Here is a 14,169-nt window from a genome sequence, read left to right on the forward strand (position 1 = left end):
GGATAAAAAGAGGAGGATTAACATGGAACAGCTTATTGAAAAAATCAAAAACGATGGTAGTGTCCTTTCTTCATCCATTCTTAAAGTTGACTCTTTCCTGAATCATCAGATTGACCCACAGCTTATGAATGAAATTGGATCAGAATTTGCAAAAAGATTTGCTGGATCAGGGGTTACGAAAATTGTAACCATCGAATCATCTGGTATAGCACCAGCTGTCATGGCAGGGCTTCACTTAAAAGTACCAGTGATTTTTGCAAGGAAAAGAAAATCTCTTACTCTTGTAAATGACCTGATTACAGCTTCTGTTTACTCCTTTACCAAAAAGGAGAGCAATGACATTGCAGTGTCCAGCAAATTTCTTTCTGAACAAGATAAGGTATTAATTATTGATGATTTTCTCGCAAATGGACAAGCCGCATTGGGACTATCAGAAATAGTGAACAAAGCCAAAGCCTCGATTGCAGGTATTGGTATCGTGATTGAAAAAGGATTTCAGGATGGCGGACGTTTGTTGCAGGAAAAAGGCTACCGGGTAGAATCACTGGCAGTCATTCAATCTCTTGAAAACGGCATCGTAGAAATTGAAAATACTGAAGAAAGAAAGGCGGAACTAACACGATGAGACAGAATCCATTTAAAATAGCATCATTAGGAATCCAGCATGTATTGGCCATGTACGCAGGTGCTGTAATTGTACCGTTGATTGTCGGGGGCGCCCTCGGACTTTCGGGAGAACAACTAACTTATTTGGTTTCAATTGATATCTTTATGTGCGGTATCGCTACGCTTCTGCAGGTTTGGCGGAACAAGTTTTTTGGAATCGGCCTTCCTGTCATGCTGGGCTGTACTTTTACAGCTGTAGGACCGATGATCGCCATTGGCGGACAGTACGGTATCTCTGCCATCTATGGCTCAATACTAATTTCAGGTATTTTTGTCGTTGCTATTTCAAAGTTCTTTGGGAAGCTAGTCCGATTTTTCCCACCCGTGGTTACCGGATCTGTTGTGACCATCATCGGAATAACTCTGATTCCAGTTGCAATGAATAATATGGCTGGCGGCCAGGGAAGTCCTGACTTTGGGTCCCTGTCGAATATCGGCCTTGCCTTTGGAACATTGCTTTTCATTATCCTTCTATTCCGTTTTTCCAAAGGTTTTATCCGTGCTATCGCCATTCTGCTCGGACTTGTGGCAGGAACGATTGTTGCTTATTTTATGGGACTTGTTGATTTATCAGCTGTTAAGGAAGCTTCCTGGTTCCACATGCCAGCACCGTTTTACTTCGGCCTACCGACTTTCGAGGTATCAGCCATTCTGACGATGATCCTGGTTGCAGTGGTAAGTTTAGTGGAATCCACAGGAGTCTACTTTGCACTCGGAGATATCTGTGATGAAAAGCTTGAGGAAAAAGATCTGGAGAATGGTTATCGTGCAGAAGGGCTCGCAATCATACTTGGTGCTTTCTTTAACGCGTTTCCCTATACAACTTATTCGCAAAATGTCGGCCTTCTACAAATGTCCGGGGTTAAGTCAAAAAATGTCATTTACACAGCAGGGTTCTTCCTGGTCCTCCTCGGATTGATGCCTAAAATCGGCGCATTAACCACAATCATCCCAACTCCAGTACTTGGCGGAGCAATGGTCGCGATGTTTGGCATGGTCGTTGCCTATGGAATTAAAATGCTAAGCAAGGTCGAGTTCTCATCACAGGAAAACCTATTAATCATTGCCTGTTCTGTTGGAATGGGCCTCGGAGTCACAGCAGTACCAGAGTTATTTTCACAGATGCCGTCCAGCATCCGTATCTTGACAGACAACGGAATCGTTGCAGGAAGCCTGACAGCGATTGCTATGAATCTAGTTTTTAATGTGTTTAAAGAAAACAAAAAAGTTCAGCAAACCACATTTGCCGGACAAAAAGCTTCATAGGTTTATAGAAATGTAGAAAAGAGGTGCCAGCTTGTTAGCGCCTCTTTTCATTGTGAAAAATATAGGTGACATGATTTTCCCTACATTGGACTTTTCGGGCGTAATCGGCTTTATTGGTGACTTCTTTTTCCTAATACTAGAGTTATTGGGGACCATTAAGCTCTATTGATTACACCATTTTCTAAAAACTGGAGTTTAAGGGTACCAATAAACTTTATTGGTTACAACAATTTCTAAATAATGGATTTCGAGGGTCTCAACAAGCTCTATTGGTTACACCATTATCCAAATACTGGTTTTTCAAGATCCCAATAAGCTCTATTGGTTACACCATTTCCCTTATTTTGGATTTTAGCGGCCTCAATAAGCTCTATTGGTTACATAATTATCCAAATACTGGATTTCCAGTGCCCCAATAAGCTCTATTGGTTACACCATTTTCCTGAATATGGATATTCAAAGCCCTAATTAGCTCTATTAGTTATAACATTATCTAAATACTGGATTTCCAGGTTCCCAATAAGCTCTATTGGTTACATCTTTATCCAAATAATGGATTTTCAGGGCCCCAATAAGCTCTATTGGTCACATCATTTCCCTAATACCGGAGTTTCAGGTGTCCAATCGACTTCATTGGCGACCTCTTTTTCCTTATACTGGATTGCAAGGGCACCAATCAAGCTAATTAATCACCTTTTTCAGATTCTAACAGACCCGCTTCCTTCTATTGTAACGCCTGACTCAAATCCTCCAGTAAGTCCTCTACATCTTCAATCCCGACTGATATGCGGATCAGACCGTCGGTAATTCCCAGTTCTGCTCTTCTCTCTGCTGGAATAGAAGCGTGGGTCATTTTTGCCGGAACAGAAATCAAGCTTTCGACTGCCCCAAGACTTTCAGCAAGTGTGAAATATTTTAGTTTTCTAAGTACCTCTGCTGCTTTTTCAGCGCTCCCTACATCAAAGCTGACCATCCCGCCGAATCCGCCTGCCTGTTCTTTGGCGATTGTATGCTGGGGATGCGATTCGAGGCCTGGATAATAGACTTTTTCCACATTCTTATGATCAGATAGAAACTCGACGATTTTCTTCGTGTTCGCTTCATGCGCTTCCATTCGCAAGCCCAAGGTCTTTATTCCCCTGACTAATAGCCAGGAATCTTGAGGGCCTAATATCCCTCCGGTCGAGTTTTGGACAAAATGAAGATCTTCAGCAAGCTGTTCATCATTAACGACAACCAGACCAGCTACCACATCACTATGGCCGCCAAGATATTTAGTGGCCGAATGAAGGACGATATCTGCACCAGTATTTAACGGCGTTTGCCAGTATGGAGTGCTAAAGGTGTTGTCAACTATTGTCAACAGTCCATGTTCTTTTGCCAATCCGGCACTTGCCTTTATGTCTGTAACCTTCAAAAGCGGATTTGTTGGCGTCTCGATATATAAGGCTTTTGTGTTTGGCTGGATCGCCGACTTTATTGCATCGAGATCTGTTGTATCTACAAATGTTGACTCTATGCCAATCCGGTTAAGCACTTTATTCATGACCCGATAGGTTCCGCCATACACGTCATCTGTCAGGACAATATGGTCTCCTGAATTAAATAGCATCATAACGGCTGTAATCGCAGCCATTCCTGACCCAAAAGCAAATCCTCGCTTCCCGTCTTCCAGGTCCTTGATCAGTTCTTCCAGGGCAAACCTCGTCGGGTTCCCTGTCCTTGAATATTCATAACCGCTATGGACCCCGACATCTTCCTGTTTGTAAGTACTTACCTGGTATATTGGAAAGGAGACAGCACCAGTTGTTTTGTCACCTGGAATACCACCGTGAATCAATTTTGTTTTGCGTTTCATTTATATTCCCCCCTCGTATATTTTTTTGCTCAAATAACGCTCACTTCCATCAGGAAAGATCGTTACGATTTTTGTGCCTGGAGGGGCTTTCAGTGCTTCCAGTAATGCTGCATGAAGAGCTGCGCCAGATGAACTCGCAGCAAGTATTCCTTCATTAGCCGCAAGTTCTTTCACACGATCAAATGCATCCTGATCTGAGACAGTATGAATCTCATCAAAATAAGAAGTGTCCATATAAGACGGAAGAAATTCCATCCCTATGCCTTCTGTTTTATGGGAGCCAGCTGCGCCCCCGTTTAGAATCGAGCCTTCTGGTTCAACAATGACCGTCTTTACTCTTGGGTCCTTCTCTTTTAAAAACCTTGCAGTACCCATGAAAGTACCTCCCGTGCCAGCACCAGCTACGAAAATATCAATCTCCCCTTCCAAGTCATCCCAAATTTCCGGTCCTAACGTTTTATAGTAGGTTTCCGGGTTGGCTGGATTGGAGAATTGTGACGGCGAATAGGAATTTGGGATTTCTGAAAGCAATTGGTCTGCTTTTCGGATGGCTCCCTCCATTCCCTCCGAAGTCGGCGTATGGATGATTTTCGCACCGAGTGCCTTCATGATTGCCTGCTTTTCAAGGCTGAATTTTTCCGGGACGACAAAGATTACATTAATGCCTTTGTTGATCGCCGCTAATGCGAGCCCAATCCCGGTATTTCCTGCAGTCGGCTCAATCAATGTGCCACCGGATGCCAATTTCCCGGTACGGAATGCCTCGTCGAGTAAATCGATTCCCAGGCGGTCTTTAATACTGCCGCCCGGGTTCAGATATTCCAGCTTTGCAAAAAGACGTACTTCGGCAGGCAGATGGAACTGGGTAAGTTCGATCATAGGTGTATGCCCAACCAATTCATGGATACTGCGGTAAACCGTCATTGTATTTAACACTCCCTATTCAGCAAAAACCTGGCGCCATTCATCTTTCTTTTCCAGCATTTTCGCAGCAATTTCTTTAGCACCCTCTAAGCTGTGGCTTGCAGCCCAGCCGCACTGGATTTCGTTGCATGCTGGCACCTCATCTGCCTCAAGTACATCATTCAGTGTTTTTTCCAGTACATTGAGGATATTGTCGTAATCATCATGATTGATCACAGAAAGGTAGAATCCAGTCTGGCAACCCATAGGACTGATGTCTACAACTGTATCATGATGGTTGCGGATATTTTCAGCCATTAAATGTTCCAGCGAGTGAAGACCTGGCATTTCCATATGTTCCTTGTTCGGCTGGCAGAAGCGGATGTCATACTTATGAATGACATCCCCATTCGCACCCTGAGTTGTCCCAGCTAGCCTGACATATGGGGCAGCAACTTTTGTGTGATCAAGATTAAAACTTTCCACATTCATTTTCTTAACCATTATTCTTCAACTCCTCTAACATTAGTAAGATTAGTTCTGCGGAATTTTTAGCGGCCGTTTCAAGGAATTGATCGAATGAGACATTCGAGTCTTTCCCTGCAATGTCTGATAAAGACCTGATGATGACAAATGGCACTTGAAATTGATGGGCAACCTGAGCGATTGCTGCTGCCTCCATTTCCGCAGCATACAACTCAGGCATCTTGCTTCTGATGAACTCAACCCTTTCAGGATCGTTCATAAATGAATCACCAGATGCAATCAAGCCCTTCACAACCTGAATGTCATTGATTTTTTCAGCGCTCTTTTCAGCGACACTTACCAGGTTGTCATCCGGTGAAAAATAAGCCGGCATCCTTGGTACCTGGCCATATTCATACCCAAAGATTGTCACATCTACGTCATGGTGTCTTACCTCAGTTGAGATGACGACATCACCGACATTCAGCTCCTTATGGAAACCGCCGGCCGACCCTGTGTTGATGATGACATCAGGATGGAACTTTTCAATCAACAAGGCTGTTCCCATTGCCGCATTTACTTTCCCAATTCCCGACTTTAGCAGTACAACTTCCTGGTTATCAATCTTGCCATTGTAAAATTCACTTCCGGCAAGATTAATCTCTTCGATGTCTTCCATTTTACTGCGAAGCAAATCCACTTCTTCATCCATTGCACCGATAATTCCAATTCTCATTGCTGCAACTCTCCAATACTGTCTTTAATTTTTGTTTACCTTAACAGCCTCCATCAGCCAAACATAGGGATTCATCTTTTCAAAACGAACCTCAAAACCGTTTTTTTGAAAAAGATGTTTCAGTACTTCAAGAGTTGTATAGTACTCACGCTGAAGGTCTTCAAGGAGATTATTGAAACCCTGCTCTTTTACGATGCGATGCCTTTCCTCGCGATCCTTTTCATCCAAAAAGGCGGTATCAGCAAATACAATCTTTCCTTCAGCCTCTAACAATCCACTATATAATTTGATTGCGGAATCCTTTTCTTCATCTGTTAAATGATGAAAAGCATAGGTGCTGACGATGGAATCAACTTTTTGGGGTAATTCAGGGAAATGAATAAAATCTCCATCATACAAGTCCATATCCAAAAATCTTGCTTTCGTTTTCTCCCTCATCACTTTGGAAGGTTCTACACCGTAGACCACTCTTCCCAGAGAAATCAGCTTTTCTGTCAGGTTACCTGTTCCGACTCCAAACTCCAGTACTGTCCCTGTTGACTTAGATGCTACTGCATGTAATATTCTATCATAATCTTCGAATACTTCTTTATACTCAGCATCATGTCCTGATACGGTTTCGTCATAAAATTCAGCCCAATCATCGAACAACGGGATAAATTCTCTCCCCATTTTACCTCACCCGCTTTTAATTATTATAATTCCTATCAGTATAGTATGAATTAAAATATTATAAGACACATACTAGCACAGAAAAAATTTGAAATCAATTTTTTCTCGTCATTTTACGCTCAGCAAACAAGAAAACAACCCGGCAATAGTGTATACTTAATTCATATTAAGAACTTTCAGGGGGAAAATATGGGGAAGAGAGTATTGGTTGCAGAGGATGAGCAGAGGATTTGCCAACTGCTAAAGATGTACCTAGAGAGGGAGTCTTTTGAGGTTGAGGTTGCAAACAATGGTGTAACAGCACTGGAGAAAGCAATCCAAGGGTCCTTTGATATCATCATTCTTGACATTTTAATGCCTGGAAAAGATGGTTTCACAGTCTTGGAAGAAATCAGAAAAACCAAAGCCACGCCCGTGATCATGCTTTCTGCTAAAGGGGAAGCAAATGACCTTAAACGAGGGGAAGAATTAGGGGCCAGCGATTATATTTTAAAGCCCTTCAGCCCAAAGGATGTAGTGTCAAAAATAAAGGATTTAGTATAAACAAAAGGCATTGTGCAGTTACAATGCCTTTTTAGCTTATAAAAACTGACAGTTCCGAATCTCCTGCAATTCTCCATAAAATTCTATTTTGTCGTTATCGATGACGATACCATCACCATCGTTACAAAGGTATATTCCTTCATCATTGAGGGCGGAATAATCCAATAGCTTTTCGTGACGAGCTTCCAGCCGGCCCCCATGTGGCATGAATTCAAATCCTACCAGTCCCAAACCATTCAGACAATCTAACTCCACTTCATTTTCATCCAGAAATGCCGCTATTTTAATGGAATGTGACATGATCATGCTTCCTGCACTGACACCGATTAACAGCTTACCCTCGAGTGCCATCTTACTTATCAGTTTAAGCATATTCCGTTCCTGAAGGTTTTTCAAAAAGGAGAATGTATTTCCGCCAGACAAAAAAATCCCGTCACAACCTTTGAATTCCTCCAGCTTACTTTCATCGAACTCCTGATCGACATCGAAATATAAGAAGTCCGAAACACCCAGCTTCTCCAGCTCCCGCTTCCCTTTTTCAAAATACATTCTTTCCTTATCGGTTCCCGACGGGACATAGGCAAGCTTAAAAGGACTTTGAGACATTAATTCCCCGATTCTGCTCACCAGAGCTGGATTATTATTACTGACCTCACTCAGCAGTACTAATTTTTTCATCAAATCAAACTTTCAAGAATTTTTACCAGTTATGTTCAACATTCATCTCATTAAGTCCTTTAAAAAGCTGAAAAAAGAGCCTGGAAATCCAGACTCCTCATTTTTTATTCGACCAAATCACAAATGGTATCAACACAAGCGATAGTACCCCGCCTGCCAGAGATAAGAACGCAAAGCTCGAATTAGCCACGACCATGCCCGATAGCATCCCGCCAGACGCTCCTGACAACGCGACCATAACATCAATCGTTCCTTGCATTTTTGCCCGGTTTGTTGGATTTGTTGCATCGACTAGCAATGCTGTACCGCTGATCAAACCGAAGTTCCAGCCCAGCCCAAGTAAGATGAGAGCCAAAGTAATCCAGAGCATGGACTCACCCGGGGCAACTGCAGCCATAACGCCTGAAGCGAGCAATGTAACTCCTGAAGCAACCGCCATTGCCGCGCGTCCGATTTTATCCACAAGCACACCTGTCAGTAAAGATGGAAGATACATGGCTCCAATATGGAAACCGATGACCATCCCCACTGCACTCAAACCATGGCCATGACTCCCCATATGAACTGGTGTCATGGTCATGATCGCAACCATCACCATTTGGGTCAACACCATGATCAGAGCAGCCACGGCAATACCCCGTTTATCCGTTGCTTCTTCTTCCTCGATAAACTCCCGTCTGGCGACTCTTGCATTCCGTTCTGCCAACGCTATTGCCCTTGCAACGACAAACGGGTCAGGACGAAGGAAAAATAACAGGATCAGACCTGCAACAATATAAGCTGCAGCAGCCAAAATAAAAGGTCCGGATAAAGCCGGAACTCCTACCGATAGTGCGAAGTTCCCCATAACATCTACAAGGTTCGGACCGGCCACAGCACCAAACGTTGTTGAGACCATTGCAATACTGACAGCTGTCGCACGCTGTTTAGCACTGGCTAAATCGGTACCTGCATAACGAGCCTGCAAATTGGTCGCACTACCTGCACCATAAACCAACAGAGCTGCAAACAGCAGATATATATTATTGGTAACAGCAGCAATAATGACTCCAATTGCACCGATTCCACCCGTCAAAAATCCGGAAGCCAGGCCGGCGCGCCGTCCATACCGCTGGGAAAGCCTTCCGACTACGAGGGCTGCCCCAGCCGATCCTAAGGTAAAAAGAGCGGTCGGAAGCCCGGCCACAGTATCAGTGCCAAGCATATCCTTTGCCAGCAACGCTCCTACCGTGATTCCAGCAGCGAGACCTGCACCCCCAAAAATCTGTGAAAGGACAACGATGATTAATGTCCTCTTATATAAAGCTTTCTGCTTTTCGGGAGATTCCACGTAAGCTTGCAGCCACTCCGGCTGACTCTCCGCCGCCGCTGCTTCATCATATTGTTTTGACATTTTTTCAGCTCTCTCTTTCTCTTCATAGATAAATCAATTATACCACAAAGGGTATATTTCGGAGTGCAAATGAATCAATAATTTTCAAGCTCAGCCAACAAAGACTGTTGTAAGACGTCGACATCCACCACTGCAGAGTCTATGTCCGCAGGAAAATTCGAGGGCTTGATTCCATCAGCCTTCATCCCTGGTATCCATTTTTCAAGCAAATCCTCCAGCTCAATCCTTTTTGGGGTGCAAGCTTCCCATTCGTCCTTTACAAAGGCTTCAGCGAATTTTTCATTAGGGAATAATGGCAGCAATAACCTTTCCATCTCATCCTTAGCGGTTGCCCATCCATCATGGTATAGGCCCCAAACCTCTTCATAATCTGCGGCTTTTTTGATAAAGTACTCGTATCTAATCTTAGCAGGCTGCCGTATTACAGCCTCAAATTCTTTTTGGTTCATAACCGTTCGTTTCTCCTATCTATGCCCGTCTTTTCTCGCCTGAATATATCCATAATAGGCGCAAGTCCCGTTCTGACTAAGATCCTTCACCTCGAAACCGCATTTTTCATAAAAAGTGAAGTTGTTCGCTGAAGTATGGGCAAACCAGTCTCCGTGAGGCAATTTTTGAAGACATAACTGCACTAGCTTCTTTCCGATACCCTTTCCTCTGTACTCCGATAGTACAGCCAGATCCATAATATTTGCAGCCATAATTTGATCTGAAATGACTCTGACCATACCAACCATTTCATTATGGTCCCATACCGTGAAAGCCCAGGTAGAATTTCTAAATATCAATGTAAACTTCTCCTTTTGCCATTCAGGAGTATTCCTTGACCATCCAGCGTCTTGGAATAACTTCTCTACCTGACCTGCAGGAACCCCATTTGTACCTTCGCGGATCACCAATCCGTTAAAATACTGATACATACTTTTTCCCCTTTTTTATGTTTGTCAGGGAACTATATTCTTTATCAGCCACAAGATGTCCTGCCATAGTTTCACATTTACTTTTGCCGGTTAAATTCATCTGCAATGACAAAATCTAATTAAAGGAGGTGCTTTATATATGGTCAGAATCCATAATCCTATTAATGCTGATAAAAACAAGCGAGGCACAGACGGACAATTACATGGCGGAACATTAGAAACGGCAGATGAGTTTTTTGACTCGATTTTTCAGCAAGGAGCAAAAAAGAAGGCCGGAGACAAACAAAAATAACGCCGATTTTGGCGTTATTTTTATTGATTAGTTGAATCAGCCAATTCAAGATCCCCTCTATCCTTTTAAAAGGCCATTAAGAGAGTTTCTTAGACATTTCACCTTCTGTGCCACTTCAAATTGTCCATTAAATCCGGTTTCTTAGACATTTCCACTCCTAATCCACTCCGAAATGTCCATTAAATCCAGTTTCTTAGACATTTCAGTTCCTAAGCTACTCCAAAATGTCCATTAAATTCGGTTTCTTAGACATTTCAGCTTCTTAACCACTTCAAAATGTCCATTAAATTCGGTTTCTTAGACATTTCAGCTCCTTACCCACTTCAAAATGTCCAATAAAACTCCACTAATAAGAAAAGCACCCATCCATATGATGAGTGCTTGTCCTTCTTTATTATTTTCCTGTCTGCTTGTTCATTGCTGACATCATTTGATTGATTTTCTTCTGGGATGGTTTCATACCCATTTGCATCATCATCATTTTAAGCATTTGTTCGTTGATTGGCGGATTTTTCTTTAAGTAGCTCTCCATGTATTTACGAGCAATGAAAAATCCTAGCGCTACACCGACAACTAATGCCAGTATACCAACTAGAATTATTGTCCACATAAAACTTCCTCCTTCATGTTGTCTAACATACAGTGTACTAAACCAACAGCTATTATACAATATCTGTGTATTTTTTTCTCTATCAAAAACACTCTTTAATGAACTTTTTCGTCATTTTCTATAAAAAAGCTACCTCTAAAATGTACAGGTGAAAATATCACACGTATTTCCGCTCTTTGATCGGCTTCAGCCATCCATATTTGTTTGATTCAAGGTCGATCGCAAGGAATGATGATTCACATTTGCGGAGGATTTCAAAGAAGACTGTTTCAGTATCGACTTGACCATCGGAATCCAACTCGAGCCACCTTTCATGGACCCTAAGTATGGCTAAACTATTGTTTGTTTTGTTTTCATATACATATGTTCCGTTCTCGACATAAAACCCTTGTGTTTTGGAAAGCTGCTGATGCAGAAGCTGATGGATTCGAAGGGCAGGAATGGACCTGGTCACGAAGTCTACTTGTTTTGATATGATGGATTTCAAATAACCTTTTGCTTGACTATATTCTAGAAATAATTGATAAAACATCCGTTCTCTTCCGAAATAATGGGAGGCAAATTCATCTTCTATTAGATATAGCTGGTAGGATCTCACCTGATCCCCTCCTCTGCAGACAAGCTTTTGTCTTTATTATAGAAAAACCATCGGTCTGCGTTTGTCTAAATATGCCGAAAATATCCACTAATCTTGTCGAATTCAAAACTTTCTTACATTTTATTATAAATTTTTTCTCTTCTATTGTCACCACTTTCACAGCAATGCCAATTTTGGAGTGAATGATACCTTTTTTTGGAGCGAGAACCCTTGCATAAGGGTGTTTTTCGACTTAAATGGTACCCTTATTGGCGCAAGAACCCTTCCATAAGGGTATCTCTTGCCTTGAATGGTACCCTTATTGGCGCAAGAACTCTTGCATAAGGATATCTCTTGCCTTGAATGGTACCCTTATTGGCACAAGAACCCTTGCATAAGGGTATCTCTTGCCTTGAATGGTACCCTTATTGGCACGAGAACTCTTGCATAAGGGTATCTCTTGCCTTGAATGGTACCCTTATTGGCGCAAGTACCCTAGCTTAAGGGTATCTCTTGCCTTGAATGGTACCCTTATTGGCGCAAGTACCCTTGCTTAAGGGTATCTTTTATCGAAAAAGAGGAATAGTGGGTCCTATTTAGGGGAATATATCAATGTTACTTTGAAATAGAAAGGATGACTATACATGGCTACTGTACTTTATATTACTGCTAATCCGAAAGCCGTTGAAGAATCATTCAGTTTAACGGTTGGTGAGGAATTCATCAAGGCTTACCGCGAGAACAATCCTGCAGATGAAGTCGTTAGACTCGATCTTTATAAAATGGACGTTCCGTTTATCGATACAGATGTTTTCAGCGGCTGGGGCAAGTTACAGAAAGGTTCTGCTTTCGAACAGCTCAGTGACGATGAGAAGCAAAAAGTTAGTGCAATCAATACCCTTACTGACCAATTCGTTGCAGGAGACAAATATATCTTTGTAACTCCGTTCTGGAACTTCAGCTTCCCTCCGAAAATGAAGGCTTACATTGATAATATTGCGATTGCCGGAAAAACTTTTAAATATACAGCAGAGGGACCGGTGGGCTTGCTTGGCGGAAAGAAAGCTCTCCATATCCAGGCGCGCGGCGGAGTCTATTCTGAGGGCCCGGCTAAAGAAATGGAGTTTGGTGACCGTTACCTGCGTACCGTCCTGGCATTCATGGGTATAGAAGATGCAGAAACACTTGCGATTGAAGGAATGGCAGCTATGCCTGAGAAAGCAGAGGAAATCAAGCAACAAGCCATCCAGCGTGCAAACGAACTGGCAAAACAATTTTAGACAAACAAAAAAGCCTGTTTTCAGGCTTTTTTTACTGAATTATTTAACTCCGTCCAATGGAATGTCCTTACGGTGGTCAAAGCTGTAAATGGTTCCTTCGCTAATTTGCTGTTCTACTGCCTTTTCCTGCTGGGCAGCCTGATCCACTAAAGCACCCTCCAACGGAATATCTTTCCCATACTCAAACATACGATACACCTCCTGTATCATATTATGGGTATTTATTACTAATATATTTACCTTTTTGTTTCTTTTTCCCGCAAATTTTCTCCATCTAGCAAAAAAAAACACCCATTAGATGGGTGTTAAGTTTTAAATGTGTCTCGATAAATCTGAATATAAATCTAAATCTAGTTTCAAATCCATCTGGTACTTTTGCTATTTGCAATAATCTTACAAAGGTGATTAAGTTATGCGAATAAACATTGGAAGTTCATGTACCTGTTGATAGTCATATGATAACCGGAGATGAAAGCTGTCACAAAGGGAGTTTCTCTACTTTCATTCGTATGAACGAAAAGCAAACATTCCGGTCTTTTCAATATTGGAACAGTCAATTGGAACAGTCAATTGGAACACTCAACCAGAAAAATTAAAATGCTCGTTTAGTTGAATCTTCATTTAAACTCCCAGGACTGTTGACCGAAATGGTTTCCATATGCCTGGCAACTTTTGTGCTATAGGTGAAATCTCCATAGCAATATGGATAGCGGAAATTATTCTTGTCCCCTCCACAATTATAGGTTTGCGGATTTTTCTCAACCTGGATCATCGAAAACTTCTTTGCGAGTTCCTCGCTGTGCTTGTTGCCATTTTGAGCAACAAAATCGATGTAGCCGATTCCCATATTATATGCCTGGATAACCGTTGGAAAATCGACTTGCATCTTTTTGCCATAATCCATAACCCGGTGAAAATACTTAACACCCTGCTGTATGCTTTGTTGGGGATCCTTGATCGAATTTGGCGCTAATCCCATGGATTCAGAAGCTTGCATGGGATCACCACCCTTTCCTTTGCTTTCCTGCATCATTAGTGCGGCAACAGTAACAGTATGTTCCTCGAGGCCGACCTTTTGCAATTCCTCCGCAATCAACGGAGTATATTTAGCAACCTCACCAATAGAACTGGTCACCCCGACATTCATCTTCTTTAGGTTATAAATATCTAAATCAAGGAACCTATCAAATAGGAAGAAACCTATAAAGGCAAGAAACAATAAAATTGCCAGATTGAAGTTCCTTTGGACTTGATTTTTCTTTTTAGGTTTCTTTTTGGTGTACTTCATTCGTTCTCTCCCAAATGATTTT

General features: G+C 42.1%; 18 protein-coding genes. 5 read left to right on the plus strand and 13 right to left on the minus strand.

The annotated features are described in order from the left end of the window. Positions 1–22 precede the first annotated feature (22 nt). Positions 23–625 (plus strand): xanthine phosphoribosyltransferase, encoded by a 603-nt coding sequence (locus FS736_RS08630; RefSeq protein ID WP_144475966.1) that lies wholly within the window; start codon positions 23–25, stop codon positions 623–625. Then, the gene (locus FS736_RS08635; protein WP_144475967.1) at positions 622–1,932 is read left to right on the plus strand and encodes a nucleobase:cation symporter-2 family protein; all 1,311 of its coding nucleotides are present in this window, start codon (positions 622–624) and stop codon (positions 1,930–1,932) included. Before FS736_RS08630 ends, FS736_RS08635 begins: the two co-directional genes overlap by 4 nt. A 724-nt stretch (positions 1,933–2,656) precedes the next feature. On the opposite strand, the gene FS736_RS08640 is transcribed toward FS736_RS08635, so the two are convergent. The 5 genes from FS736_RS08640 to FS736_RS08660 are packed head-to-tail and all read right to left on the minus strand — an operon-like array spanning position 2,657 to position 6,566. Next, the gene (locus tag FS736_RS08640; RefSeq protein WP_144475968.1) at positions 2,657–3,790 is read right to left on the minus strand and encodes a bifunctional cystathionine gamma-lyase/homocysteine desulfhydrase; all 1,134 of its coding nucleotides are present in this window, start codon (positions 3,788–3,790) and stop codon (positions 2,657–2,659) included. Next, on the minus strand, positions 3,791–4,714 hold the full coding sequence (locus tag FS736_RS08645; RefSeq protein WP_144475969.1) for a PLP-dependent cysteine synthase family protein: 924 nt from the start codon (positions 4,712–4,714) through the stop codon (positions 3,791–3,793). It abuts the gene before it with no gap. A 15-nt stretch (positions 4,715–4,729) separates the two neighbouring features. Next, positions 4,730–5,197, minus strand: coding sequence for an S-ribosylhomocysteine lyase (locus FS736_RS08650; protein WP_144475970.1), 468 nt, complete (start codon positions 5,195–5,197; stop codon positions 4,730–4,732). Further along, positions 5,190–5,894 carry a 5'-methylthioadenosine/S-adenosylhomocysteine nucleosidase gene (gene mtnN, locus FS736_RS08655; protein ID WP_144475971.1) on the minus strand — a complete coding sequence of 235 codons (705 nt, stop codon included), beginning with the start codon at positions 5,892–5,894 and terminating at the stop codon, positions 5,190–5,192. The genes FS736_RS08650 and mtnN overlap by 8 nt, the downstream gene beginning before the upstream one ends. Positions 5,895–5,918: 24 nt before the next feature. Next, a complete protein-coding gene (locus FS736_RS08660) occupies positions 5,919–6,566 on the minus strand; it encodes a class I SAM-dependent DNA methyltransferase (protein ID WP_144475972.1) in 648 nt (215 codons plus the stop codon). A 189-nt stretch (positions 6,567–6,755) separates the two neighbouring features. On the opposite strand from FS736_RS08660, the gene FS736_RS08665 reads away from it, so the two are divergent. Beyond that, positions 6,756–7,109: a response regulator transcription factor gene (locus tag FS736_RS08665; protein WP_144475973.1), complete on the plus strand. Its 354-nt coding sequence runs from the start codon at positions 6,756–6,758 to the stop codon at positions 7,107–7,109. A 36-nt stretch (positions 7,110–7,145) separates the two neighbouring features. On the opposite strand, the gene FS736_RS08670 is transcribed toward FS736_RS08665, so the two are convergent. The 4 genes from FS736_RS08670 to FS736_RS08685 all read right to left on the minus strand — a co-directional run bounded on the left by FS736_RS08670 (position 7,146) and on the right by FS736_RS08685 (position 10,100). Further along, positions 7,146–7,787 carry a Type 1 glutamine amidotransferase-like domain-containing protein gene (locus FS736_RS08670; protein WP_144475974.1) on the minus strand — a complete coding sequence of 214 codons (642 nt, stop codon included), beginning with the start codon at positions 7,785–7,787 and terminating at the stop codon, positions 7,146–7,148. A gap of 97 nt (positions 7,788–7,884) precedes the next feature. Then, complete coding sequence (locus tag FS736_RS08675; RefSeq protein ID WP_144475975.1) at positions 7,885–9,180, minus strand: MFS transporter; 1,296 nt, start codon at positions 9,178–9,180, stop codon at positions 7,885–7,887. A gap of 74 nt (positions 9,181–9,254) precedes the next feature. Then, the gene (locus tag FS736_RS08680) at positions 9,255–9,629 is read right to left on the minus strand and encodes a DUF2750 domain-containing protein (protein WP_144475976.1); all 375 of its coding nucleotides are present in this window, start codon (positions 9,627–9,629) and stop codon (positions 9,255–9,257) included. A 15-nt stretch (positions 9,630–9,644) separates the two neighbouring features. Then, positions 9,645–10,100, minus strand: coding sequence for a GNAT family N-acetyltransferase (locus FS736_RS08685; RefSeq protein ID WP_144475977.1), 456 nt, complete (start codon positions 10,098–10,100; stop codon positions 9,645–9,647). 139 nt (positions 10,101–10,239) lie between these two features. Between FS736_RS08685 and FS736_RS24265 the strand changes: the two genes are divergently transcribed. Then, positions 10,240–10,392, plus strand: a complete 153-nt coding sequence (locus FS736_RS24265; RefSeq protein ID WP_186326732.1) for a hypothetical protein — start codon at positions 10,240–10,242, stop codon at positions 10,390–10,392. A 394-nt stretch (positions 10,393–10,786) separates the two neighbouring features. On the opposite strand, the gene FS736_RS08690 is transcribed toward FS736_RS24265, so the two are convergent. Then, positions 10,787–11,002: a YneF family protein gene (locus tag FS736_RS08690; protein WP_079508605.1), complete on the minus strand. Its 216-nt coding sequence runs from the start codon at positions 11,000–11,002 to the stop codon at positions 10,787–10,789. Positions 11,003–11,159: 157 nt separating this feature from the next. Then, positions 11,160–11,600 carry a sporulation inhibitor of replication protein SirA gene (gene sirA, locus FS736_RS08695; protein WP_144475978.1) on the minus strand — a complete coding sequence of 147 codons (441 nt, stop codon included), beginning with the start codon at positions 11,598–11,600 and terminating at the stop codon, positions 11,160–11,162. Positions 11,601–12,223: 623 nt separating this feature from the next. Here sirA and FS736_RS08700 point away from each other — a divergent pair. Continuing rightward, positions 12,224–12,859: an FMN-dependent NADH-azoreductase gene (locus FS736_RS08700; protein ID WP_144475979.1), complete on the plus strand. Its 636-nt coding sequence runs from the start codon at positions 12,224–12,226 to the stop codon at positions 12,857–12,859. A 39-nt stretch (positions 12,860–12,898) separates the two neighbouring features. Here FS736_RS08700 and FS736_RS24270 read toward each other — a convergent pair whose 3' ends face one another. Both FS736_RS24270 and FS736_RS08705 read right to left on the minus strand, forming a co-directional pair. Beyond that, complete coding sequence (locus tag FS736_RS24270; RefSeq protein WP_186326733.1) at positions 12,899–13,048, minus strand: hypothetical protein; 150 nt, start codon at positions 13,046–13,048, stop codon at positions 12,899–12,901. A 403-nt stretch (positions 13,049–13,451) separates the two neighbouring features. Further along, positions 13,452–14,147 (minus strand): lysozyme family protein, encoded by a 696-nt coding sequence (locus FS736_RS08705; protein ID WP_144475980.1) that lies wholly within the window; start codon positions 14,145–14,147, stop codon positions 13,452–13,454. Positions 14,148–14,169: the final 22 nt, after the last annotated feature.

Source organism: Cytobacillus oceanisediminis 2691 (assembly GCF_007678455.1).
Classification (GTDB): domain Bacteria; phylum Bacillota; class Bacilli; order Bacillales; family Cytobacillaceae; genus Mesobacillus; species Mesobacillus oceanisediminis_A.